The sequence below is a fragment of the Escherichia sp. XD33 genome, assembly GCF_019375075.1.
Classification (GTDB): Bacteria; Pseudomonadota; Gammaproteobacteria; order Enterobacterales; family Enterobacteriaceae; genus Enterobacter; species Enterobacter flexneri_A.
Genome location: NZ_JAENDM010000015.1, coordinates 75,634 through 102,523, shown reverse-complemented (window position 1 = coordinate 102,523; position 26,890 = coordinate 75,634). Strand labels below are relative to the sequence as shown.

At 52.2% G+C, this 26,890-nt stretch carries 24 protein-coding genes, 2 tRNA genes, 1 rRNA gene and 1 pseudogene; 21 read left to right on the top strand and 7 right to left on the bottom strand.

Features of this window, described 5'->3' with window-relative positions:
* The 3 genes from rrf to K0778_RS11455 form a co-directional block, all read left to right on the top strand.
* Positions 1-105, top strand: a 5S ribosomal RNA gene (gene rrf / locus K0778_RS11465); the annotation flags it as partial.
* 54 nt (positions 106-159) lie between these two features.
* Positions 160-236, top strand: a tRNA-Asp gene (locus tag K0778_RS11460).
* A gap of 8 nt (positions 237-244) precedes the next feature.
* Positions 245-320, top strand: a tRNA-Trp gene (locus tag K0778_RS11455).
* A 95-nt stretch (positions 321-415) separates the two neighbouring features.
* On the opposite strand, the gene hdfR is transcribed toward K0778_RS11455, so the two are convergent.
* Positions 416-1,255 carry an HTH-type transcriptional regulator HdfR gene (gene hdfR, locus K0778_RS11450; protein ID WP_000379245.1) on the bottom strand — a complete coding sequence of 280 codons (840 nt, stop codon included), beginning with the start codon at positions 1,253-1,255 and terminating at the stop codon, positions 416-418.
* Positions 1,256-1,373: 118 nt separating this feature from the next.
* On the opposite strand from hdfR, the gene maoP reads away from it, so the two are divergent.
* Positions 1,374-1,712, top strand: a complete 339-nt coding sequence (gene maoP, locus K0778_RS11445; RefSeq protein WP_000841001.1) for a macrodomain Ori organization protein MaoP — start codon at positions 1,374-1,376, stop codon at positions 1,710-1,712.
* A gap of 24 nt (positions 1,713-1,736) precedes the next feature.
* On the opposite strand, the gene K0778_RS11440 is transcribed toward maoP, so the two are convergent.
* A complete protein-coding gene (locus K0778_RS11440; protein ID WP_000058964.1) occupies positions 1,737-3,257 on the bottom strand; it encodes a YifB family Mg chelatase-like AAA ATPase in 1,521 nt (506 codons plus the stop codon).
* 352 nt (positions 3,258-3,609) lie between these two features.
* On the opposite strand from K0778_RS11440, the gene ilvL reads away from it, so the two are divergent.
* From ilvL to ilvA, 7 genes are all read left to right on the top strand, one after another.
* Complete coding sequence (gene ilvL / locus K0778_RS11435) at positions 3,610-3,708, top strand: ilv operon leader peptide (protein WP_001311244.1); 99 nt, start codon at positions 3,610-3,612, stop codon at positions 3,706-3,708.
* An 86-nt stretch (positions 3,709-3,794) separates the two neighbouring features.
* Positions 3,795-3,845, top strand: a complete 51-nt coding sequence (gene ilvX / locus K0778_RS11430) for a peptide IlvX (RefSeq protein ID WP_001387183.1) — start codon at positions 3,795-3,797, stop codon at positions 3,843-3,845.
* Positions 3,846-3,847: 2 nt separating this feature from the next.
* The gene (gene ilvG, locus K0778_RS11425) at positions 3,848-5,494 is read left to right on the top strand and encodes an acetolactate synthase 2 catalytic subunit (protein ID WP_001012624.1); all 1,647 of its coding nucleotides are present in this window, start codon (positions 3,848-3,850) and stop codon (positions 5,492-5,494) included.
* A complete protein-coding gene (gene ilvM, locus K0778_RS11420; RefSeq protein WP_000983255.1) occupies positions 5,491-5,754 on the top strand; it encodes an acetolactate synthase 2 small subunit in 264 nt (87 codons plus the stop codon). Before ilvG ends, ilvM begins: the two co-directional genes overlap by 4 nt.
* A gap of 19 nt (positions 5,755-5,773) precedes the next feature.
* On the top strand, positions 5,774-6,703 hold the full coding sequence (gene ilvE / locus K0778_RS11415) for a branched-chain-amino-acid transaminase (protein ID WP_000208520.1): 930 nt from the start codon (positions 5,774-5,776) through the stop codon (positions 6,701-6,703).
* Between the two features lie 64 nt (positions 6,704-6,767).
* Complete coding sequence (gene ilvD, locus K0778_RS11410; protein WP_001127420.1) at positions 6,768-8,618, top strand: dihydroxy-acid dehydratase; 1,851 nt, start codon at positions 6,768-6,770, stop codon at positions 8,616-8,618.
* A gap of 2 nt (positions 8,619-8,620) precedes the next feature.
* The gene (gene ilvA / locus K0778_RS11405) at positions 8,621-10,165 is read left to right on the top strand and encodes a threonine ammonia-lyase, biosynthetic (RefSeq protein ID WP_001460158.1); all 1,545 of its coding nucleotides are present in this window, start codon (positions 8,621-8,623) and stop codon (positions 10,163-10,165) included.
* Between the two features lie 51 nt (positions 10,166-10,216).
* Here ilvA and ilvY read toward each other — a convergent pair whose 3' ends face one another.
* Entirely contained in the window at positions 10,217-11,110 is an 894-nt protein-coding gene (ilvY, locus tag K0778_RS11400; RefSeq protein WP_000365774.1) for an HTH-type transcriptional activator IlvY, read from the bottom strand.
* Positions 11,111-11,259: 149 nt separating this feature from the next.
* Between ilvY and ilvC the strand changes: the two genes are divergently transcribed.
* A complete protein-coding gene (gene ilvC, locus K0778_RS11395) occupies positions 11,260-12,735 on the top strand; it encodes a ketol-acid reductoisomerase (RefSeq protein ID WP_001491404.1) in 1,476 nt (491 codons plus the stop codon).
* A gap of 86 nt (positions 12,736-12,821) precedes the next feature.
* Here the strand turns inward: ilvC and ppiC are convergent, their stop codons facing one another.
* Both ppiC and K0778_RS11385 read right to left on the bottom strand, forming a co-directional pair.
* Positions 12,822-13,103 (bottom strand): peptidylprolyl isomerase PpiC, encoded by a 282-nt coding sequence (gene ppiC, locus K0778_RS11390; RefSeq protein WP_001140251.1) that lies wholly within the window; start codon positions 13,101-13,103, stop codon positions 12,822-12,824.
* 198 nt (positions 13,104-13,301) lie between these two features.
* Positions 13,302-13,750 (bottom strand): annotated as a pseudogene (locus tag K0778_RS11385) (type II toxin-antitoxin system PemK/MazF family toxin).
* 216 nt (positions 13,751-13,966) lie between these two features.
* On the opposite strand from K0778_RS11385, the gene rep reads away from it, so the two are divergent.
* Positions 13,967-15,988: a DNA helicase Rep gene (rep, locus tag K0778_RS11380; protein WP_001238890.1), complete on the top strand. Its 2,022-nt coding sequence runs from the start codon at positions 13,967-13,969 to the stop codon at positions 15,986-15,988.
* A gap of 46 nt (positions 15,989-16,034) precedes the next feature.
* On the opposite strand, the gene gppA is transcribed toward rep, so the two are convergent.
* On the bottom strand, positions 16,035-17,519 hold the full coding sequence (gene gppA / locus K0778_RS11375; RefSeq protein ID WP_001401379.1) for a guanosine-5'-triphosphate,3'-diphosphate diphosphatase: 1,485 nt from the start codon (positions 17,517-17,519) through the stop codon (positions 16,035-16,037).
* Positions 17,520-17,652: 133 nt separating this feature from the next.
* A complete protein-coding gene (rhlB, locus tag K0778_RS11370) occupies positions 17,653-18,918 on the bottom strand; it encodes an ATP-dependent RNA helicase RhlB (protein WP_000047499.1) in 1,266 nt (421 codons plus the stop codon).
* A 130-nt stretch (positions 18,919-19,048) separates the two neighbouring features.
* Between rhlB and trxA the strand changes: the two genes are divergently transcribed.
* From trxA to rffG, 8 genes are all read left to right on the top strand, one after another.
* A complete protein-coding gene (gene trxA / locus K0778_RS11365) occupies positions 19,049-19,378 on the top strand; it encodes a thioredoxin TrxA (protein ID WP_001280776.1) in 330 nt (109 codons plus the stop codon).
* 140 nt (positions 19,379-19,518) lie between these two features.
* Positions 19,519-19,620 carry a rho operon leader peptide RhoL gene (gene rhoL, locus K0778_RS11360; RefSeq protein ID WP_001295255.1) on the top strand — a complete coding sequence of 34 codons (102 nt, stop codon included), beginning with the start codon at positions 19,519-19,521 and terminating at the stop codon, positions 19,618-19,620.
* A gap of 84 nt (positions 19,621-19,704) precedes the next feature.
* Positions 19,705-20,964 carry a transcription termination factor Rho gene (gene rho, locus K0778_RS11355; RefSeq protein ID WP_001054527.1) on the top strand — a complete coding sequence of 420 codons (1,260 nt, stop codon included), beginning with the start codon at positions 19,705-19,707 and terminating at the stop codon, positions 20,962-20,964.
* Positions 20,965-21,203: 239 nt separating this feature from the next.
* The gene (gene wecA, locus K0778_RS11350; protein WP_001050960.1) at positions 21,204-22,307 is read left to right on the top strand and encodes a UDP-N-acetylglucosamine--undecaprenyl-phosphate N-acetylglucosaminephosphotransferase; all 1,104 of its coding nucleotides are present in this window, start codon (positions 21,204-21,206) and stop codon (positions 22,305-22,307) included.
* 11 nt (positions 22,308-22,318) lie between these two features.
* Positions 22,319-23,365, top strand: coding sequence for an ECA polysaccharide chain length modulation protein (wzzE, locus tag K0778_RS11345; RefSeq protein WP_001295256.1), 1,047 nt, complete (start codon positions 22,319-22,321; stop codon positions 23,363-23,365).
* Between the two features lie 55 nt (positions 23,366-23,420).
* Positions 23,421-24,551, top strand: coding sequence for a non-hydrolyzing UDP-N-acetylglucosamine 2-epimerase (gene wecB / locus K0778_RS11340; RefSeq protein WP_000866670.1), 1,131 nt, complete (start codon positions 23,421-23,423; stop codon positions 24,549-24,551).
* Positions 24,548-25,810, top strand: coding sequence for a UDP-N-acetyl-D-mannosamine dehydrogenase (gene wecC / locus K0778_RS11335; protein ID WP_000006621.1), 1,263 nt, complete (start codon positions 24,548-24,550; stop codon positions 25,808-25,810). The genes wecB and wecC overlap by 4 nt, the downstream gene beginning before the upstream one ends.
* Positions 25,810-26,877 (top strand): dTDP-glucose 4,6-dehydratase, encoded by a 1,068-nt coding sequence (gene rffG, locus K0778_RS11330; RefSeq protein ID WP_001226602.1) that lies wholly within the window; start codon positions 25,810-25,812, stop codon positions 26,875-26,877. Before wecC ends, rffG begins: the two co-directional genes overlap by 1 nt.
* Positions 26,878-26,890: the final 13 nt, after the last annotated feature.

The window sequence follows — 26,890 nt, the reverse complement described above, 5'->3', positions numbered from 1 at the left end:
TAGCGCGGTGGTCCCACCTGACCCCATGCCGAACTCAGAAGTGAAACGCCGTAGCGCCGATGGTAGTGTGGGGTCTCCCCATGCGAGAGTAGGGAACTGCCAGGCATCAAATTAAGCAGTAAGCCGGTCATAAAACCGGTGGTTGTAAAAGAATTCGGTGGAGCGGTAGTTCAGTCGGTTAGAATACCTGCCTGTCACGCAGGGGGTCGCGGGTTCGAGTCCCGTCCGTTCCGCCACCCTAATTAGGGGCGTAGTTCAATTGGTAGAGCACCGGTCTCCAAAACCGGGTGTTGGGAGTTCGAGTCTCTCCGCCCCTGCCAGAAATCATCCTTAGCGAAAGCTAAGGATTTTTTTTATCTGAAATAACCCTCTCCGAAGTAAATCCTTCTACCGGCATCCTTGCCAGCCATTCATATTAATACACTTCATCCAGCACGTTAATTTTCAAAAGATCGCGAATCAACGCATTTTTATCGCTATTTTGCAGCCATATGGCATAAAGCGGCCGTGAAAGTGTTGTGCTATCGACAACGGTATGCAGGCCGCCTTTTTTACGCGCCCAGCTGACGGGTAGCCAGGTGCAACCATTAAGCATCGCAATCTGTTGCTGTGCCAGTTCAGCAGAACTGGTTGTCAGAATGGGCACTTCGTCAGCACCGATCAAACCTGCCTCATGCTGTTGAAAATCTGGCCCCCACTCAAGTCGCAGATAATTAAGATCTCCCTTTAGTTTTGAAGGGGCACTGGTATAAAGCGCTAAAGTGAAATATCCCAGCAACTGACTACTAAATTCGTCCATTTTGGGCGCTTCAGTGGTAATAAGAAGATCAAGCTGGCGTTCATGCAGCTGTTTTACCAGAGACTGCCGTTGGGCAATTCGCGCTTCGAACTGTAAGCCTGTATGGGCATCCTGATTTTGATACAAGCGTCCCAGCCACTGATTAAGCATACATTCCCACAACGAGGCGCTGGCACCGATAGAAAACTCGTTATGTCGTGAGGTATGCGCCACCTCCTTACGGGCGGCCTGCCAGGTGCTCATGAGCGTTTCTGCATAAGGCAGTAGTTTTTCACCGGCAGCGGTTAAACGGATATTGTTTCTGTGGCGGGTGAAAAGGTTCACACCCAGTTGATTTTCCAGTTGTCTGATTCGAAAGCTCACTGCTGACTGGGTCAGATAGAGCGATTCAGCCGCTCGACCAAAGTGACGCGTTCGGCTAACTTCCAGGAAAGTTTTTAACAATTCCGTATCCACAGTGCTCTCCGCAAAATTATTTGTCGTTATGATTTAAATGTTTTGTTTTACACTCTGTCAAGCGTAACTAATACTCCGCGCCATAACTAGCTCGGTCAAAGAATTAGGAGCGTGCAGGATGGCGGAAAGCTTTACGACGACTAATCGATATTTCGACAATAAACATTATCCACGTGGATTCTCTCGTCATGGTGATTTCACCATCAAAGAGGCACAACTGCTTGAGCGTCATGGTTATGCCTTCAATGAGTTGGATCTTGGCAAACGCGAGCCGGTTACCGAGGAAGAGAAACTCTTCGTAGCAGTATGCCGTGGCGAACGTGAGCCAGTGACAGAAGCAGAACGCGTGTGGTCCAAGTATATGACGCGTATTAAGCGTCCAAAACGTTTTCACACCCTTTCCGGCGGTAAACCGCAGGTTGAAGGTGCTGAAGACTACACCGATTCTGACGATTAATAAAAAGGGCGAAATGCCCTTTTTTTATGTCAGTAGTTTCTGCAGATGGATGAGCAAACGGTCAATCGCTCGATAGCTAACTGCCTCCTGCAAATGCTGACGTGTGATAATGTCAGACTGATCAATATCAGCAATGGTTCGTGCAACTTTCAATAACCGCTGCCAGGCACGAATCGATAACCCCAGATGGATCAGTGTTCCTTCCAACCACATCGCATCTTCGCTCTCAAGTTTGCAGAATTGGCGTATTTCCGGACTATCCAGCCAGGCATTCAGTTTATTCTGCCGCTTAAATTGGCGCTCTCTGGCGGCCATTACGCGTTGTTTAACGGTGGCGCTGCTTTCTCCCGGCACTACCGTTTTACTCAAAATGCCGGGGGGTGGTAATGGGATCTCCAGTGAGAGATCGAAGCGGTCGAGAAAGGGCCCCGAGAGCCGGTTGAGATAACGTAATGTCTGTTCTGGCGTGCAGCGGTTATGGTTTCCCTGATAATGTCCGGTAGGGCTGGGATTCATCGCCGCAACAAGCTGGAAACGGGCTGGATAGGTTATTTTTGCTCGTGTGCGTGAAAGATGGATCTGCCCGGATTCAATCGGCTCTCGCAAGGCATCCAGTGTACGCCGTTCAAATTCAGGTAGCTCATCAAGAAAAAGCACGCCGTTATGCGCCAGCGAAATTTCACCGGGCCCTGGAATTGCGCCACCGCCTACCATCGCAGTTAACGATGCACTGTGATGAGGTGAGCGGAACGGGCGCTGCCGCCATTGTTTTTGTACTGATTCAGCATTTACCAGACTTAATATCGCAGCACTCTCCAGTGCCTCTTCATTGCTTAAATCTGGCAACAGGCCATTAATACGGCTGGCGAGCATTGTTTTACCTGTTCCCGGCGGCCCAATCAGTAAAAGGTTGTGCCCGCCAGCAGCGGTAATTTCCAGTCCTCGCTTTCCTTGTTCCTGACCGATAACATCACTGAGATCATGTTGTAGCGCCCGGGATACTGCATCAGTTGGTTTCGGGCGTTCGAGAGCGTGCTTACCTTCCAGAAACGCACAGACAGCCTGCAGATGATCGGCTATCAGGCATCCTTCACCGTTAATTAGCCCCACTTCATCTTCGTTATCTTTCGCGACGATAATTTTTCTGCCCGACTTAATAGCTTCAGTTGCACTGGAGATTGCGCCGGGAACGCCACGCAGAGCGCCTGTAAGCGCCAGTTCTCCGACTAATTCATATTCATCTAACTTATTGGCTGTAAGCTGTTCTGAGGCCGCCAGCAACGCAATGGCGATAGGTAAATCATATCGTCCCCCTTCTTTTGGCAGATCGGCTGGAGCCAGGTTGATGGTGATTTTTTTCGCCGGATATTCATATCCGCTATTGATAATGGCGCTGCGCACGCGATCGCGAGCTTCTTTTACAGTTGTTTCTGGTAAGCCCACCATCGTTAAGCCGGGTAGACCTTTACTGATATGTACCTCAACAGTGATTGGGGGCGCATTTACTCCCAGGGCTGCGCGGGTATGAACAATTGACAGTGACATAAGCCCTCCTTGAGTCACTATTATGTGCATAAGATATCGCTGCTGTAGCCCGCTAATTCGTGAATTTTAGTGGCTGATTCCTGTTTATTTGTGCAAGTGAAGTTGAGTTGTTCTGGCGGTGGAATGATGCTCGCAAAAATGCAGCGGACAAAGGATGAACTACTAGGAAGGGAACAACATTCATACTGAAATTGAATTTTTTTCACTCACTATTTTCTTTTTAAAAAACAACAATTTCTATTGAAATTATTAAACGCATCATAAAAATCGGCCAAAAAATATCTTGTGCTATTCGCAAAATCTATGGTAACTCTTTAGGCATTCCTTCGAACAAGATGCAAGAAAAGACAAAATGACAGCCCTTCTACGAGTGATTAGCCTGGTCGTGATTAGCGTGGTGGTGATTATTATCCCACCGTGCGGGGCTGCACTTGGACGAGGAAAGGCTTAGAGATCAAGCCTTAACGAACTAAGACCCCCGCACCGAAAGGTCCGGGGGTTTTTTTTGACCTTAAAAACATAACCGAGGAGCAGACAATGAATAACAGCACAAAATTCTGTTTCTCAAGATTCAGGACGGGGAACTAACTATGAATGGCGCACAGTGGGTGGTACATGCGTTGCGGGCACAGGGTGTGAACACCGTTTTCGGTTATCCGGGTGGCGCAATTATGCCGGTTTACGATGCATTGTATGACGGCGGCGTGGAGCACTTGCTGTGCCGACATGAGCAGGGTGCGGCAATGGCGGCTATCGGTTATGCCCGTGCTACCGGCAAAACTGGCGTATGTATCGCCACGTCTGGTCCGGGCGCAACCAACCTGATAACCGGGCTTGCGGACGCACTGTTAGATTCTATCCCTGTTGTTGCCATCACCGGTCAAGTGTCCGCACCGTTTATCGGCACGGACGCATTTCAGGAAGTGGATGTCCTGGGATTGTCGTTAGCCTGTACCAAGCACAGCTTTCTGGTGCAGTCGCTGGAAGAGTTGCCGCGCATTATGGCTGAAGCATTCGACGTTGCCAGCTCAGGTCGTCCTGGTCCGGTTCTGGTCGATATCCCAAAAGATATCCAGCTAGCCAGCGGTGACCTGGAACCGTGGTTCACCACCGTTGAAAACGAAGTGACTTTCCCACATGCCGAAGTTGAGCAAGCGCGCCAGATGCTGGCAAAAGCGCAAAAACCGATGCTGTACGTTGGTGGTGGCGTGGGTATGGCGCAGGCAGTTCCTGCTTTACGAGAATTTCTCGCTACCACAAAAATGCCTGCCACCTGCACGCTGAAAGGGCTGGGCGCAGTTGAAGCAGATTATCCGTACTATCTGGGCATGCTGGGAATGCATGGCACCAAAGCGGCGAACTTCGCGGTGCAGGAGTGCGACTTGCTGATCGCCGTGGGTGCACGTTTTGATGACCGGGTGACCGGCAAACTGAACACCTTCGCACCACACGCCAGTGTTATCCATATGGATATCGACCCGGCAGAAATGAACAAGCTGCGTCAGGCACATGTGGCATTACAAGGTGATTTAAATGCTCTGTTACCAGCATTACAGCAGCCGTTAAATATCAATGACTGGCAGCAATACTGCGCGCAGCTGCGTGATGAACATACCTGGCGTTACGACCATCCCGGTGACGCTATCTACGCGCCGTTGTTGTTAAAACAACTGTCGGATCGTAAACCTGCGGATTGCGTCGTGACCACAGATGTGGGGCAGCACCAGATGTGGGCCGCGCAGCACATCGCACACACTCGCCCGGAAAATTTCATTACCTCCAGCGGCTTAGGCACCATGGGTTTCGGTTTACCAGCGGCGGTTGGCGCACAAGTCGCACGACCGAACGATACTGTCGTCTGTATCTCCGGTGACGGCTCTTTCATGATGAATGTGCAAGAGCTGGGCACCGTAAAACGCAAGCAGTTACCGTTGAAAATCGTCTTACTCGATAACCAACGGTTAGGGATGGTTCGACAATGGCAGCAACTGTTTTTTCAGGAACGATACAGCGAAACCACCCTTACTGATAACCCCGATTTCCTCATGTTAGCCAGCGCCTTCGGCATCCCTGGCCAACACATCACCCGTAAAGACCAGGTTGAAGCGGCACTCGACACCATGCTGAACAGTGATGGGCCATACCTGCTTCATGTCTCAATCGACGAACTTGAGAACGTCTGGCCGCTGGTGCCGCCTGGCGCCAGTAATTCAGAAATGTTGGAGAAATTATCATGATGCAACATCAGGTCAATGTATCGGCTCGCTTCAATCCGGAAACCTTAGAACGTGTTTTACGCGTGGTGCGTCATCGTGGTTTCCACGTCTGCTCAATGAATATGGCTGCCGCCAGCGATGCACAAAATATAAATATCGAATTGACCGTTGCCAGCCCACGGTCGGTCGACTTACTGTTTAGTCAGTTAAATAAACTGGTGGACGTCGCACACGTTGCCATCTGCCAGAGCACAACCACATCACAACAAATCCGCGCCTGAGCGCAAAAGGAATATAAAAATGACCACGAAGAAAGCTGATTACATTTGGTTCAATGGGGAGATGGTTCGCTGGGAAGACGCGAAGGTGCATGTGATGTCGCACGCGCTGCACTATGGCACTTCGGTTTTTGAAGGCATCCGTTGCTACGACTCGCACAAAGGACCGGTTGTATTCCGCCATCGTGAGCATATGCAGCGTCTGCATGACTCCGCCAAAATCTATCGCTTCCCGGTTTCGCAGAGCATTGATGAGCTGATGGAAGCTTGTCGTGACGTGATCCGCAAAAACAATCTCACCAGCGCCTATATCCGTCCGCTGATCTTCGTTGGTGATGTTGGCATGGGCGTAAACCCGCCAGCGGGATACTCAACCGACGTGATTATCGCTGCTTTCCCGTGGGGAGCGTATCTGGGCGCAGAAGCGCTGGAGCAGGGGATCGATGCGATGGTTTCCTCCTGGAACCGCGCAGCACCAAACACCATCCCGACGGCGGCAAAAGCCGGTGGTAACTACCTCTCTTCCCTGCTGGTGGGTAGCGAAGCGCGCCGCCACGGTTATCAGGAAGGTATCGCGCTGGATGTGAATGGCTACATCTCTGAAGGTGCAGGCGAAAACCTGTTTGAAGTGAAAGACGGCGTGCTGTTCACCCCACCGTTCACCTCCTCCGCGCTGCCGGGTATTACCCGTGATGCCATCATCAAACTGGCGAAAGAGCTGGGAATTGAAGTGCGTGAGCAGGTTCTGTCGCGCGAATCACTGTACCTGGCGGATGAAGTGTTTATGTCCGGTACTGCGGCAGAAATCACGCCAGTGCGCAGCGTAGATGGTATTCAGGTTGGTGAAGGCCGTTGCGGTCCGGTTACCAAACGCATTCAGCAAGCCTTCTTCGGCCTCTTCACTGGCGAAACCGAAGATAAATGGGGCTGGTTAGATCAAGTTAATCAATAAATACAAAAAATGGGACGGCACGCACCGTCCCATTTACGAGACAGACACTGGGAGTAAATAAAGTATGCCTAAGTACCGTTCCGCCACCACCACTCATGGTCGTAATATGGCGGGTGCTCGTGCGCTGTGGCGCGCCACCGGAATGACCGATGCCGATTTTGGCAAGCCGATTATCGCGGTTGTGAACTCGTTCACCCAATTTGTACCGGGTCACGTCCATCTGCGCGATCTCGGTAAACTGGTCGCCGAACAAATTGAAGCGGCTGGCGGCGTTGCCAAAGAGTTCAACACCATTGCGGTGGATGATGGGATTGCTATGGGCCACGGGGGGATGCTTTATTCACTGCCATCTCGCGAACTGATCGCTGATTCCGTTGAGTATATGGTCAACGCCCACTGCGCCGACGCCATGGTCTGCATCTCTAACTGCGACAAAATCACCCCGGGGATGCTGATGGCTTCCCTGCGCCTGAATATTCCGGTGATCTTTGTTTCCGGCGGCCCGATGGAAGCCGGGAAAACCAAACTGTCCGAGCAGATCATCAAGCTCGATCTGGTTGATGCGATGATCCAGGGCGCAGACCCGAAAGTTTCTGACTCCCAGAGCGATCAGGTTGAACGTTCCGCCTGCCCAACCTGCGGTTCCTGCTCCGGGATGTTTACCGCTAACTCAATGAACTGCCTGACCGAAGCGCTGGGTTTGTCGCAGCCAGGCAACGGCTCGCTGCTGGCAACCCACGCGGACCGTAAGCAGCTGTTCCTTAATGCTGGTAAACGCATTGTTGAATTGACCAAACGTTATTACGAGCAAAACGACGAAAGTGCACTGCCGCGTAATATCGCCAGTAAGGCGGCGTTTGAAAACGCCATGACGCTGGATATCGCGATGGGTGGATCGACTAACACCGTACTTCACCTGCTGGCGGCGGCGCAGGAAGCGGAAATCGACTTCACCATGAGTGATATCGATAAGCTTTCCCGCAAGGTTCCACAGCTGTGTAAAGTTGCGCCGAGCACCCAGAAATACCATATGGAAGATGTTCACCGTGCTGGTGGTGTTATCGGTATTCTCGGCGAACTGGATCGCGCGGGGTTACTGAACCGTGATGTGAAAAACGTACTTGGCCTGACGTTGCCGCAAACGCTGGAACAATACGACGTTATGCTGACCCAGGATGACGCGGTAAAAAATATGTTCCGCGCAGGCCCTGCGGGCATTCGTACTACACAGGCATTCTCGCAGGATTGCCGTTGGGATTCTCTCGATGACGATCGCGCAAACGGCTGTATCCGCTCGCTGGAACACGCCTACAGCAAAGACGGCGGCCTGGCGGTGCTCTACGGTAATTTTGCTGAAAACGGCTGCATCGTGAAAACCGCGGGCGTCGATGACAGCATCCTCAAATTCACCGGCCCGGCGAAAGTATACGAAAGCCAGGACGACGCGGTAGAAGCGATCCTCGGTGGCAAAGTTGTCGCGGGCGATGTGGTGGTGATCCGCTATGAAGGCCCGAAAGGCGGCCCTGGCATGCAGGAAATGCTCTACCCAACCAGCTTCCTGAAATCAATGGGTCTCGGTAAAGCCTGTGCGCTGATCACCGACGGTCGTTTCTCTGGCGGCACCTCTGGTCTTTCCATCGGCCACGTCTCACCGGAAGCGGCAAGCGGCGGCAGCATTGGCCTGATTGAAGATGGTGACCTGATCGCTATCGACATCCCGAACCGTGGCATTCAGTTACAGGTAAGCGATGCCGAACTGGCGGCGCGTCGTGAAGCGCAGGAAGCTCGGGGTGACAAAGCCTGGACGCCGAAAAACCGTGAACGTCAGGTTTCCTTTGCCCTGCGTGCCTACGCCAGCCTGGCGACCAGCGCCGACAAAGGTGCGGTGCGCGATAAATCGAAACTGGGGGATTAATGATGGCTGACTCACAACCCCTGTCCGGTGCTCCGGAAGGTGCCGAATATTTAAGAGCGGTGCTGCGCGCGCCGGTCTACGAAGCGGCGCAGGTCACGCCGCTACAAAAAATGGAAAAGCTCTCGTCTCGTCTTGATAACGTCATTCTGGTGAAGCGCGAAGATCGTCAGCCAGTTCATAGCTTTAAGCTGCGCGGCGCATACGCCATGATGGCGGGCCTGACGGAAGAACAGAAAGCGCACGGCGTGATCACTGCTTCTGCGGGTAACCACGCGCAGGGCGTCGCGTTTTCTTCTGCGCGGTTAGGCGTGAAGGCCCTGATCGTTATGCCAACCGCCACCGCCGACATCAAAGTCGATGCGGTACGTGGATTCGGCGGCGAAGTGCTGCTTCATGGCGCGAACTTTGACGAAGCGAAAGCTAAAGCGATCGAACTGTCACAGCAGCAGGGGTTCACCTGGGTGCCGCCGTTCGACCATCCGATGGTGATTGCCGGGCAAGGCACGCTGGCGCTGGAACTGCTCCAGCAGGACGCCCATCTCGACCGCGTATTTGTGCCAGTCGGCGGCGGCGGTCTGGCGGCGGGCGTTGCGGTGCTGATCAAACAACTGATGCCACAAATCAAAGTGATCGCCGTAGAAGCGGAAGACTCCGCCTGCCTGAAAGCAGCGCTGGATGCGGGTCATCCGGTTGATCTGCCGCGCGTAGGGCTATTTGCTGAAGGCGTAGCGGTAAAACGCATCGGTGACGAAACCTTCCGTTTATGCCAGGAGTATCTCGACGACATCATCACCGTCGATAGTGATGCGATCTGTGCGGCGATGAAGGATTTATTCGAAGATGTGCGCGCGGTGGCGGAACCCTCTGGCGCGCTGGCGCTGGCGGGAATGAAAAAATATATCGCCCTGCACAACATTCGCGGCGAACGACTGGCGCATATTCTTTCCGGTGCCAACGTGAACTTCCACGGCCTGCGCTACGTCTCGGAACGCTGCGAACTGGGCGAACAGCGTGAAGCGTTGTTGGCGGTGACCATTCCGGAAGAAAAAGGCAGCTTCCTCAAATTCTGCCAACTGCTTGGCGGGCGATCGGTCACCGAGTTCAACTACCGTTTTGCCGATGCCAAAAACGCCTGCATCTTTGTCGGCGTGCGCCTGAGCCGCGGCCTCGAAGAGCGCAAAGAAATTTTGCAGATGCTCAACGACGGCGGCTACAGCGTGGTGGATCTCTCCGACGACGAAATGGCGAAGTTGCATGTGCGCTATATGGTCGGCGGGCGTCCGTCACATCCGTTGCAGGAACGCCTCTACAGCTTCGAATTCCCGGAATCACCGGGCGCGCTGTTGCGCTTCCTAAACACGCTGGGTACGCACTGGAATATTTCTTTGTTCCACTATCGCAGCCACGGTACCGACTATGGGCGCGTGCTGGCAGCGTTCGAACTCGGCGACCATGAACCGGATTTCGAAACCCGGCTAAATGAGCTGGGCTACGATTGCCACGACGAAACCAATAACCCGGCGTTCAGGTTCTTTTTGGCGGGTTAGGGAAAAATGCCTGATAGCGCTTCGCTTATCAGGCTTACCCGCGCGACAACGTCATTTGTGGTTCGGCAAAATCTTCCAGAATGCTTCAATCAGCGGCTCATGTAGCCGCTTTTTCTGCGCACAAACGCCCAGCTCAAACGGCGTTTTCTCATCGCTGCGCTCTAAAATCATCACGCGGTTACGCACCGGTTCCGGGCTGTTTTCCAGCACCACTTCCGGCAACAGCGCCACACCACAGCCGAGCGCCACCATCGATACCATCGCTTCATGCCCGCCAACCGTGGCGTAAATCATCGGGTTGCTGATTTTATTGCGTCGAAACCACAGTTCAATGCGGCGACGCACCGGTCCCTGATCGGCCATGATAAACGGCACTGTAGACCAGTCCGGCTTCTCTGCCGAAACCTGGTTACGCACCGGGCAGGGCAGCGCGGGCGCAATCAGCACTACTGCCAGATTCTCCAGCATCGAAAACGCCACAGCGCCGGGTAGCGTCTCCGGTTTCCCGGCAATCGCCAGATCCGCTTCTCCCGTGACCACTTTTTCCATTGCATCTGCCGCATCACCAGTGGTGAGTTTGATCTCCACCGACGGGTGTTCCGCGCGGAAGCGATCCAGAATCGGCGGCAGATGGCTGTAGGCAGCGGTCACCGAGCAGAAGATATGTAATTCGCCAGAGAGCGACGGCCCTTGCTGATCGATGGTGTGGCGCAATTGCTGATACTGCAACAGCGTTTGCTGGGCGAAAACGCGCAGCTCTTCGCCCGCTTCCGTCAGCGTTACCGTGCGGTTATCGCGCACAAATAGCGGCTGACCAAGATCTTCTTCCAGGCGCTGAATCTGCCGTGAGAGCGTGGATGGGCTAACGTGCATCGCCCGCGCGCTGCGGCCAAAATGGCGGCTTTCCGCCAGATGCAGGAAGGTTTTCAGATCGCGTAAATCCAATGGCGCAGCCCTCGATGTTGACGTTGCAAAAATTGCAATGTGACGTTGTGAATATATCAATTTCCGCAATAAATTTCCTGTCATATAGTGAATTCAATCTCGCAAACGCGAACCGAACAATAAGAAGCACAACATCACGAGGAATCACCATGGCTAACTACTTCAATACACTGAATCTGCGTCAGCAGCTGGCACAGCTGGGCAAATGTCGCTTTATGGGGCGCGATGAATTCGCCGATGGCGCGAGCTACCTTCAGGGTAAAAAAGTAGTCATCGTCGGCTGTGGCGCACAGGGTCTGAACCAGGGCCTGAACATGCGTGATTCTGGTCTGGATATTTCTTACGCTCTGCGTAAAGAAGCGATTGCCGAGAAGCGCGCGTCCTGGCGTAAAGCGACCGAAAACGGTTTTAAAGTTGGTACTTACGAAGAACTGATCCCGCAGGCGGATCTGGTGGTTAACCTGACGCCGGACAAGCAGCACTCTGATGTAGTGCGCACCGTACAGCCACTGATGAAAGACGGCGCGGCGCTGGGTTACTCGCACGGTTTCAACATCGTCGAAGTGGGCGAGCAGATCCGTAAAGATATCACCGTAGTCATGGTTGCGCCGAAATGCCCTGGCACCGAAGTGCGTGAAGAGTACAAACGTGGATTCGGCGTACCGACGCTGATTGCCGTTCACCCGGAAAACGATCCGAAAGGCGAAGGTATGGCGATCGCTAAAGCATGGGCGGCAGCAACCGGTGGTCACCGTGCGGGCGTGCTGGAATCGTCCTTCGTTGCGGAAGTGAAATCTGACCTGATGGGTGAGCAAACCATCCTGTGCGGTATGTTGCAGGCTGGCTCGCTGCTGTGCTTCGACAAGCTGGTGGAAGAGGGCACCGATCCGGCATACGCAGAAAAACTGATTCAGTTCGGTTGGGAAACCATCACCGAAGCACTGAAACAGGGCGGCATCACCCTGATGATGGACCGTCTCTCTAACCCGGCGAAACTGCGTGCTTATGCGCTTTCTGAACAGCTGAAAGAGATCATGGCACCCCTGTTCCAGAAACATATGGACGACATCATCTCCGGCGAATTCTCTTCCGGTATGATGGCGGACTGGGCCAACGATGATAAGAAACTGCTGACCTGGCGTGAAGAGACCGGCAAAACCGCGTTTGAAACCGCGCCGCAGTATGAAGGCAAAATCGGCGAGCAGGAGTACTTCGATAAAGGCGTACTGATGATTGCGATGGTGAAAGCGGGCGTTGAACTGGCGTTCGAAACCATGGTCGATTCCGGCATCATTGAAGAGTCTGCATATTATGAATCACTGCACGAGCTGCCGCTGATTGCCAACACCATCGCCCGTAAGCGTCTGTACGAAATGAACGTGGTTATCTCTGATACCGCTGAGTACGGTAACTATCTGTTCTCTTACGCTTGTGTGCCGTTGCTGAAACCGTTTATGGCAGAGCTGCAACCGGGCGACCTGGGTAAAGCTATTCCGGAAGGCGCGGTAGATAACGGGCAACTGCGTGATGTGAACGAAGCGATTCGCAGCCATGCGATTGAGCAGGTAGGTAAGAAACTGCGCGGCTATATGACAGATATGAAACGTATTGCTGTTGCGGGTTAAGTGCGCGCTGATGCCCTCACCCCGACCCTCTCCCACAGGGAGAGGGAGAAAACACTCAAGGCCTTCTCCTGGAGAAGGCCTTGCTATTAGTTGCGGTACAGCACCTTAATGATGTGATATCCGAACTGGGTGTGCAGCGGGCCGGTCGGCTCCAGTACCGGACAAGAGAAAACCACTTTATCGAACGCCGGAACCATCTGACCCTGGCGGAATTCACCTAAATCACCGCCGCGTTTGCCTGATGGGCAAATGGAGTGTTTCTTCGCCAGCTTGCCGAAATCGGCCCCGTTCTTAATCTGCTCGAGAAGATCCAGAGCCAGTTTCTCTTCTTTTACAAGGATATGCAGTGCTGCTGCTGTTTTTGCCATGATCGTGCCTTGAGTGAATAATTGTCAGGCGGCGATTTTAGCATGATCCGCAGATGCTAACGTAATTGTCAGTCAGGGAGTGGCTGGTACATATATGGCAAAAGCCCGGAAAATCCGGGCTTCGCAGGTCCCTCAAGGGGAGAAAACTTAGGGCCTCTATGGGCTACAAAGTCATTATCGGGGATGGTTATTTTATTGTCAATTTATGAGCGATATGGCATTGATTGACTTGATGACCGCCCTCTGTATGTCTGCAACCAACTCATGTGGCAAACATTGATTAAGATACCCTCTGTAAGTCCTTGCTCTGTTTAATCTGTTTCGACTGACTTGTTGTACCAGGTCGGCTTTGGCCCAACGAATCTGCTGATCAAAGAATTGCAGGTCATTGATAACATTACTGGCTATTTCAACATGCATTCCACGTTTTAACTTGTCTGGTCGCGAGTGGTTGATAATGGAACGACGATGCATGCGTTGCCATTAATTTTTCCGTTGAGCACGACAACTAACCTGTTTTTTATCATTTCAGGAGGAATGCGGCCATCGTAATACGTCGTGCTGAACGGTCCATTTTGGCTAACAGGATAGTTACCAAAGTTGCATTCCAGTATTTCACCAACCTTAGGGCTGAAATTAATCGCCACGAGTAAACCTCTCCTTAGTAAACTCTGAAAAAGTAATAACACAACGTTACGACCCGATATTTTCTAAGTCTAATGGATTCACGATGAACTCCGATTTCGGTCTTCTCTCTCTGATTTAAACATCCGCAGCCAACCGGTTAGCGGCTTACACGCGGTCACATTCAAATGCGATTCTGCTACAATCCTCCCCCCGTTCGAAGATTGAGCAATACACCTATGCGTCTAAACCCCGGCCAACAACAAGCTGTCGAATTCGTTACCGGCCCCTGCCTGGTGCTGGCGGGCGCGGGTTCCGGTAAAACTCGTGTTATCACCAATAAAATCGCCCATCTGATCCGCGGTTGCGGTTATCAGGCGCGGCACATTGCGGCGGTGACCTTTACTAATAAAGCAGCGCGCGAGATGAAAGAGCGTGTAGGGCAGACGCTGGGGCGCAAAGAGGCGCGTGGGCTGATGATCTCCACTTTCCATACGTTGGGGCTGGATATCATCAAACGCGAGTATGCGGCGCTTGGGATGAAAGCGAACTTCTCGTTGTTTGACGATACCGATCAGCTTGCTTTGCTTAAAGAGTTGACCGAGGGGCTGATTGAAGATGACAAAGTTCTCCTGCAACAACTGATTTCGACCATCTCTAACTGGAAGAATGATCTCAAAACACCGTCCCAGGCGGCAGCAAGTGCGATTGGCGAGCGGGACCGTATTTTTGCCCATTGTTATGGGCTGTATGATGCACACCTGAAAGCCTGTAACGTTCTCGACTTCGATGATCTGATTTTATTGCCGACGTTGCTGCTGCAACGCAATGAAGAAGTCCGCGAGCGCTGGCAGAACAAAATTCGCTACCTGCTGGTGGACGAATATCAGGACACCAACACCAGCCAGTATGAACTAGTGAAACTGCTGGTGGGCAGCCGCGCGCGCTTTACCGTGGTGGGTGACGATGACCAGTCGATCTACTCCTGGCGCGGTGCACGTCCGCAAAACCTGGTGCTGCTGAGTCAGGATTTTCCGGCGCTGAAGGTGATTAAGCTTGAGCAGAACTACCGCTCTTCCGGACGTATTTTGAAAGCGGCGAACATCCTGATCGCCAATAATCCGCACGTCTTTGAAAAGCGTCTGTTCTCCGAACTGGGTTACGGCACAGAGCTAAAAGTTTTAAGCGCGAATAACGAGGAACATGAAGCCGAGCGCGTTACTGGCGAGCTTATCGCCCATCACTTCGTCAATAAAACGCAGTACAAAGATTACGCCATTCTTTATCGCGGTAACCATCAGTCGCGGGTGTTTGAAAAATTCCTGATGCAAAACCGCATCCCGTACAAAATTTCTGGTGGTACGTCGTTTTTCTCTCGTCCTGAAATCAAGGACTTGCTGGCTTATCTGCGCGTGCTGACTAACCCGGATGATGACAGCGCATTTCTGCGTATCGTTAACACGCCGAAGCGAGAGATTGGCCCGGCGACGCTGAAAAAGCTGGGTGAGTGGGCGATGACGCGCAATAAAAGCATGTTTACCGCCAGCTTTGATATGGGCCTGAGTCAGACGCTTAGCGGACGTGGTTATGAAGCATTGACCCGCTTCACTCACTGGTTGGCAGAAATCCAGCGCCTGGCGGAGCGGGAGCCGATTGCTGCGGTGCGTGATCTGATCCATGGCATGGATTATGAATCCTGGCTGTACGAAACATCGCCCAGCCCGAAAGCTGCCGAAATGCGCATGAAGAACGTCAACCAACTGTTTAGCTGGATGACGGAGATGCTCGAAGGCAGCGAACTGGATGAGCCGATGACGCTCACCCAGGTGGTGACGCGCTTTACTTTACGCGACATGATGGAGCGTGGTGAGAGTGAAGAAGAGCTGGATCAGGTGCAACTGATGACTCTCCACGCGTCAAAAGGGCTGGAGTTTCCTTATGTCTACATGGTCGGTATGGAAGAAGGGTTTTTGCCGCACCAGAGCAGTATCGATGAAGATAATATCGATGAGGAGCGGCGGCTGGCCTATGTCGGCATTACCCGCGCCCAGAAGGAATTGACCTTTACGCTGTGTAAAGAACGCCGTCAGTACGGCGAACTGGTGCGCCCGGAGCCGAGCCGCTTCCTGCTGGAGCTGCCGCAGGATGATCTGATTTGGGAACAGGAGCGCAAAGTGGTCAGTGCCGAAGAACGGATGCAGAAAGGGCAAAGCCATCTGGCGAATCTGAAAGCGATGATGGCGGCAAAACGAGGGAAATAATCAAGGCCGGAGAAGATGCGTCAGCATCGCATCCGGCACTTACTCATTAATGCACTTCTAGCGGCCAGTGGACATAGCTCTGCCACTGGCTTTCCTGAGCAATAATCTCTTTACCCAGCGGATGTTGGGTTAGCCAACCTTGCGGAAGCGTCAAGGTCAACAGTTCATGGTTAGCCTGTAATGTCATCTCTGGCACGAGATCGTCACGGCGACGGCTGGCAAAAATGATGGCCAGGCGTAGTAAACGGCAGAGTTGTTCTGCGACGCGCGGCGGTACGGCATTTTGCTGATGCAGCGATGAGAGATCGACCGGATTAGTCTGGTTGAGCAGTAGCGTCGCCAGCAGTTTCTTCTGTGCGGGGGTAAAACCGGGAAGATCCAGATTACGCACCAGATAAGCAGCGTGTTGCGGCGCTTGTTTAAAGTCAACGCTCAGGCCGATTTCATGAAGCTGACAGGCGCTGATGAGCAAATCGCGGCTTATTGCTTCGAGATGCCATTCGTTTTCCACCTGATCGAAGAAGTTAGCCGCAACTTTGGCTACGCGCTGTGCCTGATCAATATCGATCATAAAGCGGCGCTGAATATTACGCAGCGTACGGCTGCGAATATCCTGCTCGACGGTAAGATGCAACATACCGTAGACCAGACCTTCACGCAGCGCACCGCCAGCCAGGGTCATACACTGAATATTCAGTTCGGTAAAAATGGCGATCAGGATCGCCAGACCACTCGGGAACACTAACGCACGTTCCAGCGTCAGCCCGTCAATCTCCAGCTCTTCCAGCCGACCGCAATGAATGGCGCGCTGTTTCAGTTGCTGCAACTTTTCCAGGGTAATGCGTTCATCCATCCCCTGTGCCATCATGATTTCCTGTAACGCCTGCACGGTGCCGGAAGCGCCAACGCACACTTTCCAGCCGTGATACCGTAATTCATCGGCAACCGGACGTAACACTTCGCGTGCCGCTTTTTCTGCAGCATCAAAATTTTCCTGCCCCAGATTACGATCGGCAAAATAGCGTTCCAGCCAGGTGACGCAGCCCATCGACAGGCTGAACAACGAGGTGGTTTGTGCACCCGTGCCGGTTACCAGTTCAGTGCTGGCACCGCCTATATCCACCACCAGGCGCTGATCGGCACCACCAGTGGTGTGAGCAACGCCCTGATAAATCAGACGCGCTTCCTCTTCACCGCTGATCACCTGTACCGGACAACCGAGGATTTCCTGCGCTTTGGCAATAAAATCACCCGCATTGACGGCAAGTCGTAATGTCGCCGTAGCGACAACGCGAATTTGCGAGGGAGGGATATCTTGCAGACGTTCAGCAAACAGGCGCAGACATTGCCAACCGCGCTCCATTGCTTCATTAGAGAGGGCATTTTCGCTATTCAGGCCAGCAGCCAGACGCACTTTGCGTTTAATTCGCGTCAGCGTCTGGATGCTTCCAGCCACCTCGCGCACAACCAGCATATGAAAACTATTCGAACCGAGATCAATGGCTGCATACAGCGACGAGGTGGAACCCATACTCTTCATCCTTCAATCTGTCTCTGTGTTGGCTGCATTCTTTCACCTGAATCACTTACTACATTAAGCTCATCGGGATTCATTCTCTTGCCATCTTGATACAGTTTGAATGATTTTGAGTATGACATTTTATTTAACCTGAACGACGACGATTACGCGGAGCGCCAGTACGACGCGGACCATTGCCTGTACGCGGGCGCGTGAGGCGCAGCGGTTTTGGCAGATCGGTCATCAATGCGTCCGGATTGTATTTGCTTACCGGAATTGAGTGACCAATATAGGTTTCAATAGCAGGCAAATTCAATGCATACTCTTCACACGCCAGGCTGATAGAGTGACCGCTTGCGCCTGCGCGACCTGTACGACCAATACGGTGAACGTAATCTTCACAGTCATCGGGTAAATCGTAGTTAAAGACGTGCGTCACTGCCGGAATATGCAAACCACGCGCGGCAACGTCGGTGGCAACCAGAATATCCAGATCGCCACGGGTAAATTCATCAAGAATACGCAGACGTTTTTTCTGCGCGACATCGCCTGTCAACAAACCGACACGATGACCATCTGCCGCCAGGTGGCCCCAGATCTCTTCACAACGGTGTTTGGTATTGGCGAAAATAATCGCTCTGTCTGGCCACTCTTCTTCGATCAGCGTTTGCAGCAAACGCATTTTTTCTTCGTTAGAAGGGTAGAAAAGCTCTTCTTTAATACGGTGGCCCGTTTTCTGTTCCGGTTCCACTTCAATATATTCGGCATTGTTCATCTGCTCGAACGCCAGTTCACGTACCCGGTACGAAAGCGTGGCGGAGAACAGCATGTTGAGGCGCTGGTTTGCAGGCGGCATACGGCGGAACAGCCAGCGGATATCTTTAATAAAGCCCAGATCGTACATGCGATCGGCTTCGTCCAGTACCACTACCTGAATGGCACCGAGGTTAATATGGTTCTGCTTGGCATAGTCAATTAAACGACCCGTGGTGCCAATCAGAATGTCAACGCCGCTTTCCAGCACTTTCAGCTGTTTGTCGTAGCCATCACCACCGTAAGCCAGACCCAGCTTCAGGCCAGTAGCTTCCGCCAGCGGTTCTGCGTCGGCATGGATCTGCACGGCAAGTTCACGCGTCGGTGCCATAATTAAGGCACGCGGTTGATTCACCTTGCGATCGGCAATCGCAGGATGAGAGAGAAGATAATGAAACGTTGACGTAAGAAACGCCATCGTTTTCCCGGTACCGGTTTGCGCCTGCCCGGCTACGTCACGACCCGCCAGCGTCAGCGGAAGGGCCAGTGCCTGAATGGGCGTACAGTTATGAAACCCTTTTTTTTCAAGGGCTTCTACAACCTTCGGATGCAGGGCGAAGTCGGAAAACTTCTGTTCTGTTAAATGTGTTTTGCTCATAGTGTGGTAGAATATCAGCTTACTATTGCTTTACGAAAGCGTATCCGGTGAAATAAAGTCAACCTTTAGTTGGTTAATGTTACACCAACAACGAAACCAACACGCCAGGCTTATTCCTGTGGAGTTATATATGAGCGATAAAATTATTCACCTGACTGACGACAGTTTTGACACGGATGTACTCAAAGCGGACGGGGCGATCCTCGTCGATTTCTGGGCAGAGTGGTGCGGTCCGTGCAAAATGATCGCCCCGATTCTGGATGAAATCGCTGACGAATATCAGGGCAAACTGACCGTTGCAAAACTGAACATCGATCAAAACCCTGGCACTGCGCCGAAATATGGCATCCGTGGTATCCCGACTCTGCTGCTGTTCAAAAACGGTGAAGTGGCGGCAACCAAAGTGGGTGCACTGTCTAAAGGTCAGTTGAAAGAGTTCCTCGACGCTAACCTGGCGTAAGGGAATTTCATGTTCGGGTGCCCCGTCGCTAAAAACTGGACGCCCGGCGTGAGTCATGCTAACTTAGTGTTGACTTCGTATTAAACATACCTTATTAAGTTTGAATCTTGTAATTTCCAACGCTTCCCGTTTTATCTTAAATGCGAAGTGAACAGATTTCTGGCTCGTCACTCAATCCGTCTTGTCGTTTCAGTTCTGCGTACTCTCCTGTGACCAGGCAGCGAAAAGACATGAGTCGATGACCGTAAACAGGCATGGATGATCCTGCCATAGCATTCACAACATTAAGTTCGAGATTTACCCCAAGTTTAAGAACTCACACCACTATGAATCTTACCGAATTAAAGAATACGCCGGTTTCTGAGCTGATCACTCTCGGCGAAAATATGGGGCTGGAAAACCTGGCTCGTATGCGTAAGCAGGACATTATTTTTGCCATCCTGAAGCAGCACGCAAAGAGTGGCGAAGATATCTTTGGTGATGGCGTACTGGAGATATTGCAGGATGGATTTGGTTTCCTCCGTTCCGCAGACAGCTCCTACCTCGCCGGTCCTGATGACATCTACGTTTCCCCTAGCCAAATCCGCCGTTTCAACCTCCGCACTGGTGATACCATCTCTGGTAAGATTCGCCCGCCGAAAGAAGGTGAACGCTATTTTGCGCTGCTGAAAGTTAACGAAGTTAACTTCGACAAACCTGAAAACGCCCGCAACAAAATCCTCTTTGAGAACTTAACCCCGCTGCACGCAAACTCTCGTCTGCGTATGGAACGTGGTAACGGTTCTACGGAAGATTTAACCGCTCGCGTACTGGATCTGGCATCACCTATCGGTCGTGGTCAGCGTGGTCTGATTGTGGCACCGCCGAAAGCCGGTAAAACTATGCTGCTGCAGAACATTGCTCAGAGCATTGCTTACAACCACCCGGATTGTGTGCTGATGGTTCTGCTGATCGACGAACGTCCGGAAGAAGTAACCGAGATGCAGCGTCTGGTAAAAGGTGAAGTTGTTGCTTCTACCTTTGACGAACCCGCATCTCGCCACGTTCAGGTTGCGGAAATGGTGATCGAGAAGGCCAAACGCCTGGTTGAGCACAAGAAAGACGTTATCATTCTGCTCGACTCCATCACTCGTCTGGCGCGCGCTTACAACACTGTTGTTCCGGCGTCAGGTAAAGTGTTGACCGGTGGTGTGGACGCCAATGCCCTTCATCGTCCGAAACGCTTCTTCGGTGCGGCGCGTAACGTGGAAGAGGGCGGCAGCCTGACCATTATCGCGACGGCGCTTATCGATACCGGTTCTAAAATGGACGAAGTTATTTACGAAGAGTTTAAAGGTACAGGCAACATGGAACTGCACCTCTCTCGTAAGATCGCTGAAAAACGCGTCTTCCCGGCTATCGACTACAACCGTTCCGGTACCCGTAAAGAAGAGCTGCTCACGACTCAGGAAGAACTGCAGAAAATGTGGATCCTGCGCAAAATCATTCACCCGATGGGCGAAATCGATGCAATGGAATTCCTCATTAATAAACTGGCCATGACCAAGACCAATGACGATTTCTTCGAAATGATGAAACGCTCATAAATTTGTCTTATGCCAAAAACGCCACGTGTTTACGTGGCGTTTTGCTTTTATATCTGTAATCTTAATGCCGCGCTGGCGATGTTAGGAAAATTCCTGGAATTTGCTGGCGTGTTATGCAATTTGCATATCAAATGGTTAATTTTTGCACAGGACTGGTGGGTTCGGAACGGACTTTCCCTTCTGAATAAAGGTCTTCGTGGTTATACTTCTGCTAATAATTTTCTCTGAGAGCATGCATTGTGAATTTACTGACAGTGAGTACTGATCTCATCAGTATTTTTTTATTCACGACACTGTTTCTGTTTTTTGCCCGTAAGGTGGCAAAAAAAGTCGGTTTAGTGGATAAACCAAACTTCCGCAAACGTCACCAGGGATTGATACCTCTCGTTGGGGGGATTTCGGTTTACGCAGGGATTTGCTTCACGTTCGGAATTGTCGATTACTATATTCCGCATGCATCTCTCTATCTCGCTTGTGCCGGTGTGCTTGTTTTCATTGGCGCGCTGGATGACCGTTTTGATATCAGCGTAAAAATCCGTGCCACCATACAGGCCGCTGTTGGCATTGTTATGATGGTGTTCGGCAAGCTTTATCTCAGTAGCCTGGGTTATATCTTTGGCTCCTGGGAGATGGTGCTCGGACCGTTTGGTTACTTCCTGACGCTATTTGCCGTCTGGGCGGCCATTAATGCGTTCAACATGGTTGATGGCATTGATGGCTTGCTGGGCGGGTTGTCCTGCGTCTCGTTTGCAGCAATCGGTATGATTTTGTGGTTCGACGGGCAAACCAGCCTCGCAATCTGGTGCTTTGCGATGATCGCCGCCATCCTGCCATATATCATGCTTAACCTTGGTATCCTGGGTCGCCGCTACAAAGTCTTTATGGGTGATGCGGGCAGTACGCTGATTGGTTTTACCGTGATCTGGATCCTGCTCGAAACGACCCAGGGCAAAACCCATCCCATCAGCCCGGTTACCGCTTTGTGGATAATCGCCATTCCGCTAATGGATATGGTGGCGATTATGTACCGTCGCCTGCGTAAAGGCATGAGCCCATTCTCTCCTGACCGTCAGCATATTCACCATTTGATCATGCGTGCCGGGTTTACTTCCCGTCAGGCGTTTGTGCTGATTACCCTTGCCGCAGCACTGCTCGCTTCCATTGGTGTGCTGGCAGAATATTCTCATTTTGTCCCGGAGTGGGTCATGCTGGTGCTCTTTTTGCTAGCATTCTTCCTCTATGGATATTGCATTAAGCGTGCCTGGAAAGTTGCTCGCTTTATTAAGCGCGTAAAACGCAGACTGCGTAGAAATCGTGGTGGCAGCCCCAATTTAACCAAATAAATGAGGATGTGATGACACAACCAATGCCTGGGAAACCGGCCGAAGACGCTGAAAATGAACTGGATATTCGTGGGTTGTTTCGTACCTTGTGGGCTGGGAAGCTATGGATTATTGGCATGGGGCTGGCGTTTGCGTTAATCGCGCTGGCGTATACGTTTTTTGCTCGTCAGGAGTGGAGCTCGACGGCGATTACCGATCGTCCAACGGTGAATATGCTGGGGGGATATTACTCGCAGCAGCAATTTTTGCGTAACCTGGATGTCCGTTCAAACATGGCTTCTGCCGACCAACCATCGGTCATGGACGAAGCCTATAAAGAGTTTGTTATGCAACTGGCCTCGTGGGATACCCGCAGAGAGTTCTGGCTGCAAACCGACTATTACAAACAGCGGATGGTGGGCAACAGCAAAGCCGATGCGGCGTTGCTGGATGAAATGATTAACAACATCCAGTTTATCCCCGGAGACTTTACCCGCGCGGTCAATGACAGCGTGAAGCTTATTGCCGAAACCGCGCCTGACGCTAATAACCTGTTACGTCAGTATGTTGCTTTTGCCAGCCAGCGTGCAGCCAGCCATCTGAATGATGAGCTGAAAGGCGCATGGGCGGCGCGTACCATCCAGATGAAAGCTCAGGTGAAGCGTCAGGAAGAGGTGGCGAAAGCCATCTACGACCGCCGGATGAACAGCATTGAGCAGGCGCTGAAAATTGCTGAGCAGCATAATATTTCGCGCAGTGCGACAGATGTACCTGCCGAGGAATTACCTGATTCAGAAATGTTCCTGCTTGGGCGTCCAATGCTTCAGGCTCGACTGGAAAATTTACAGGCCGTCGGTCCGGCCTTTGATCTCGACTATGATCAGAATCGGGCCATGTTAAACACCCTGAATGTTGGTCCAACCCTGGATCCGCGTTTTCAGACCTATCGCTATTTGCGTACGCCGGAAGAACCGGTAAAACGCGATAGCCCACGTCGTGCCTTCCTGATGATTATGTGGGGCATTGTCGGGGGGCTGATCGGGGCTGGTGTCGCATTAACCCGCCGTTGCTCGAAATAGCAACACTGCTGCGGTGAGCGCAAAGGCGCTCGCCGCTTATTCGAAGAGAATCGATGTGAAAGTACTGACTGTATTTGGTACGCGCCCGGAAGCCATCAAGATGGCGCCGTTGGTGCATGCGTTGGCAAAAGATCCTTTTTTTGAGGCTAAAGTTTGCGTCACTGCGCAGCATCGGGAGATGCTCGATCAGGTGCTGAAACTCTTTTCCATTGTACCTGACTACGATCTCAACATAATGCAGCCAGGACAGGGCCTGACAGAGATAACCTGTCGGATTCTGGAAGGGCTAAAACCTATTCTTGCCGAGTTCAAACCAGACGTCGTGCTGGTTCACGGCGATACGACGACGACGCTGGCAACCAGCCTGGCGGCGTTTTATCAGCGTATTCCTGTTGGTCACGTTGAGGCTGGTCTGCGCACGGGCGATCTCTATTCGCCGTGGCCGGAAGAGGCTAACCGTACATTGACCGGGCATCTGGCGATGTATCACTTCTCTCCAACCGAAACTTCCCGGCAAAACTTGCTGCGTGAAAACGTTGCGGATAGCCGAATCTTCATTACCGGTAATACAGTCATTGATGCACTGTTATGGGTGCGTGACCAGGTGATGAGCAGCGACACGCTGCGTTCAGAACTGGCGGCAAATTACCCGTTTATCGACCCCGATAAAAAGATGATTCTGGTGACCGGTCACAGGCGTGAGAGTTTCGGTCGTGGCTTTGAAGAAATCTGCCACGCGCTGGCAGACATCGCCACCACGCACCAGGACATCCAGATTGTCTATCCGGTGCATCTCAACCCGAACGTCAGAGAGCCGGTCAATCGCATTCTGGGGCATGTGAAAAATGTCATTCTGATCGATCCCCAGGAGTATTTACCGTTTGTCTGGCTGATGAACCACGCCTGGCTGATTTTGACCGACTCAGGCGGCATTCAGGAAGAAGCGCCTTCGCTGGGGAAACCTGTGCTGGTGATGCGCGATACCACTGAGCGTCCGGAAGCGGTGACGGCGGGTACGGTGCGTCTGGTAGGCACGGATAAGCAGCGAATTGTCGAGGAAGTGACGCGTCTTTTAAAAGACGAAAACGAATATCAAGCTATGAGCCGCGCCCATAACCCGTATGGTGATGGTCAGGCATGCTCTCGCATTCTGGAAGCGTTAAAAAATAATCGGATATCACTATGAGTTTTGCGACCATTTCTGTTATCGGACTGGGTTATATCGGGCTGCCAACGGCAGCAGCGTTTGCCTCACGGCAAAAACAGGTAATTGGTGTCGATATCAACCAACATGCGGTTGATACCATCAATCGTGGCGAAATCCATATCGTCGAACCTGATTTGGCGAGTGTAGTAAAAACTGCCGTAGAAGGCGGTTTTTTACGAGCGAGCACGACGCCAGTTGAAGCGGATGCCTGGCTGATTGCTGTACCCACGCCGTTTAAGGGCGATCATGAGCCAGATATGACCTACGTTGAATCGGCTGCTCGCTCCATTGCGCCAGTGCTGAAAAAAGGCGCGCTGGTGATCCTTGAATCCACCTCGCCGGTGGGGTCAACCGAGAAGATGGCAGAATGGTTAGCAGAGATGCGTCCGGATCTCACTTTCCCGCAGCAGGTGGGCGAGCAGGCGGACGTCAACATTGCTTACTGCCCGGAACGCGTGTTACCAGGACAGGTAATGGTCGAGCTGATTAAAAACGATCGCGTGATTGGTGGTATGACGCCGGTTTGTTCGGCCCGCGCCAGCGAACTGTACAAAATTTTCCTCGAAGGTGAGTGTGTCGTCACTAACTCGCGGACGGCGGAAATGTGTAAGCTCACCGAAAACAGCTTCCGCGATGTGAATATCGCTTTTGCTAATGAATTGTCGCTGATTTGTGCCGATCAGGGGATTAACGTCTGGGAACTGATTCGCCTGGCGAATCGTCACCCTCGCGTTAATATTCTTCAGCCTGGCCCTGGCGTGGGCGGTCACTGCATTGCTGTTGATCCGTGGTTTATCGTGGCACAGAACCCCCAGCAGGCGCGGCTTATCCGTACCGCGCGCGAAGTGAACGATCACAAACCGTTCTGGGTTATCGATCAGGTGAAAGCGGCGGTGGCTGATTGCCTGGCGGCTACCGATAAACGCGCCAGTGAACTGAAAATCGCCTGCTTTGGTCTGGCGTTTAAACCGAATATTGATGACCTGCGCGAAAGCCCGGCGATGGAAATCGCTGAACTGATCGCCCAGTGGCATAGCGGCGAAACTCTGGTTGTTGAGCCTAACATCCACCAGTTGCCGAAAAAACTGACCGGGCTTTGTACTCTGGCGCAGCTTGACGAGGCGCTGGCAACGGCAGACGTGCTGGTGATGCTGGTCGATCATAGTCAGTTCAAAGTTATCAATGGCGACAATGTCCATCAGCAGTATGTCGTCGATGCCAAAGGAGTCTGGCGCTGATGAGAAAAATTCTGATAACAGGTGGTGCCGGGTTTATTGGCTCGGCGCTGGTGCGTTATATCATCAACGAAACGAGCGACGCGGTGGTAGTGGTCGATAAGCTGACCTACGCCGGAAACCTGATGTCGCTGGCACCGGTCGCGCAAAGCGAGCGCTTTGCCTTTGAGAAAGTTGATATCTGCGATCGGGCAGAACTGGCACGCGTATTCACTGAGCATCAGCCAGACTGTGTCATGCATCTGGCAGCCGAAAGCCATGTTGACCGTTCTATTGACGGCCCGGCAGCGTTTATTGAAACCAACATTGTCGGGACTTATACATTGCTTGAAGCGGCGCGGGCTTACTGGAATGCGCTGACGGAAGATAAAAAATCGGCGTTCCGTTTTCATCATATCTCCACTGACGAAGTATATGGTGACCTGCACTCGACGGATGATTTCTTCACCGAAACCACGCCGTATGCGCCGAGCAGCCCTTATTCCGCGTCAAAAGCCAGCAGCGACCATCTGGTGCGCGCCTGGCTGCGGACCTATGGTCTGCCGACGCTTATCACCAACTGCTCGAATAACTACGGCCCTTACCACTTTCCGGAAAAACTGATCCCGCTGATGATCCTCAACGCGCTGGCGGGTAAATCGCTGCCGGTATATGGCAACGGGCAGCAAATCCGTGACTGGCTGTATGTGGAAGATCACGCCCGCGCGCTGTATTGCGTGGCGACCACCGGGAAAGTCGGTGAAACCTATAATATTGGTGGTCACAACGAGCGTAAGAATCTCGATGTTGTGGAAACCATTTGCGAGCTGCTGGAAGAACTGGCTCCGAACAAGCCGCACGGCGTGGTGCACTATAGTGACTTGATCACCTTTGTCGCTGACCGTCCGGGGCATGATCTGCGTTATGCCATTGATGCTTCGAAAATTGCCCGTGAACTTGGCTGGCTGCCGCAGGAAACCTTTGAAAGTGGAATGCGTAAAACGGTGCAGTGGTATCTGGCTAATGAAAGCTGGTGGAAGCAGGTGCAGGACGGCAGCTATCAGGGCGAGCGTTTAGGTCTGAAAGGCTAATTTTCAGCGGAGG

What these genes read in the sequence shown, in the direction of transcription:
- rho (WP_001054527.1), top strand. Translation starts at nt 19,705, where the DNA reads ATGAATCTTACCGAATTAAAGAATACGCCGGTTTCTGAGCTGATCACT.
- ilvD (WP_001127420.1), top strand. Translation starts at nt 6,768, where the DNA reads ATGCCTAAGTACCGTTCCGCCACCACCACTCATGGTCGTAATATGGCG.
- rffG (WP_001226602.1), top strand. Translation starts at nt 25,810, where the DNA reads ATGAGAAAAATTCTGATAACAGGTGGTGCCGGGTTTATTGGCTCGGCG.
- ilvA (WP_001460158.1), top strand. Translation starts at nt 8,621, where the DNA reads ATGGCTGACTCACAACCCCTGTCCGGTGCTCCGGAAGGTGCCGAATAT.
- gppA (WP_001401379.1), bottom strand. Translation starts at nt 17,519, where the DNA reads ATGGGTTCCACCTCGTCGCTGTATGCAGCCATTGATCTCGGTTCGAAT.
- K0778_RS11440 (WP_000058964.1), bottom strand. Translation starts at nt 3,257, where the DNA reads ATGTCACTGTCAATTGTTCATACCCGCGCAGCCCTGGGAGTAAATGCG.
- maoP (WP_000841001.1), top strand. Translation starts at nt 1,374, where the DNA reads ATGGCGGAAAGCTTTACGACGACTAATCGATATTTCGACAATAAACAT.
- ilvL (WP_001311244.1), top strand. Translation starts at nt 3,610, where the DNA reads ATGACAGCCCTTCTACGAGTGATTAGCCTGGTCGTGATTAGCGTGGTG.
- wzzE (WP_001295256.1), top strand. Translation starts at nt 22,319, where the DNA reads ATGACACAACCAATGCCTGGGAAACCGGCCGAAGACGCTGAAAATGAA.
- ilvM (WP_000983255.1), top strand. Translation starts at nt 5,491, where the DNA reads ATGATGCAACATCAGGTCAATGTATCGGCTCGCTTCAATCCGGAAACC.
- rhoL (WP_001295255.1), top strand. Translation starts at nt 19,519, where the DNA reads ATGCGAAGTGAACAGATTTCTGGCTCGTCACTCAATCCGTCTTGTCGT.
- ilvE (WP_000208520.1), top strand. Translation starts at nt 5,774, where the DNA reads ATGACCACGAAGAAAGCTGATTACATTTGGTTCAATGGGGAGATGGTT.
- rhlB (WP_000047499.1), bottom strand. Translation starts at nt 18,918, where the DNA reads ATGAGCAAAACACATTTAACAGAACAGAAGTTTTCCGACTTCGCCCTG.
- trxA (WP_001280776.1), top strand. Translation starts at nt 19,049, where the DNA reads ATGAGCGATAAAATTATTCACCTGACTGACGACAGTTTTGACACGGAT.
- rep (WP_001238890.1), top strand. Translation starts at nt 13,967, where the DNA reads ATGCGTCTAAACCCCGGCCAACAACAAGCTGTCGAATTCGTTACCGGC.
- wecC (WP_000006621.1), top strand. Translation starts at nt 24,548, where the DNA reads ATGAGTTTTGCGACCATTTCTGTTATCGGACTGGGTTATATCGGGCTG.
- ppiC (WP_001140251.1), bottom strand. Translation starts at nt 13,103, where the DNA reads ATGGCAAAAACAGCAGCAGCACTGCATATCCTTGTAAAAGAAGAGAAA.
- ilvG (WP_001012624.1), top strand. Translation starts at nt 3,848, where the DNA reads ATGAATGGCGCACAGTGGGTGGTACATGCGTTGCGGGCACAGGGTGTG.
- ilvC (WP_001491404.1), top strand. Translation starts at nt 11,260, where the DNA reads ATGGCTAACTACTTCAATACACTGAATCTGCGTCAGCAGCTGGCACAG.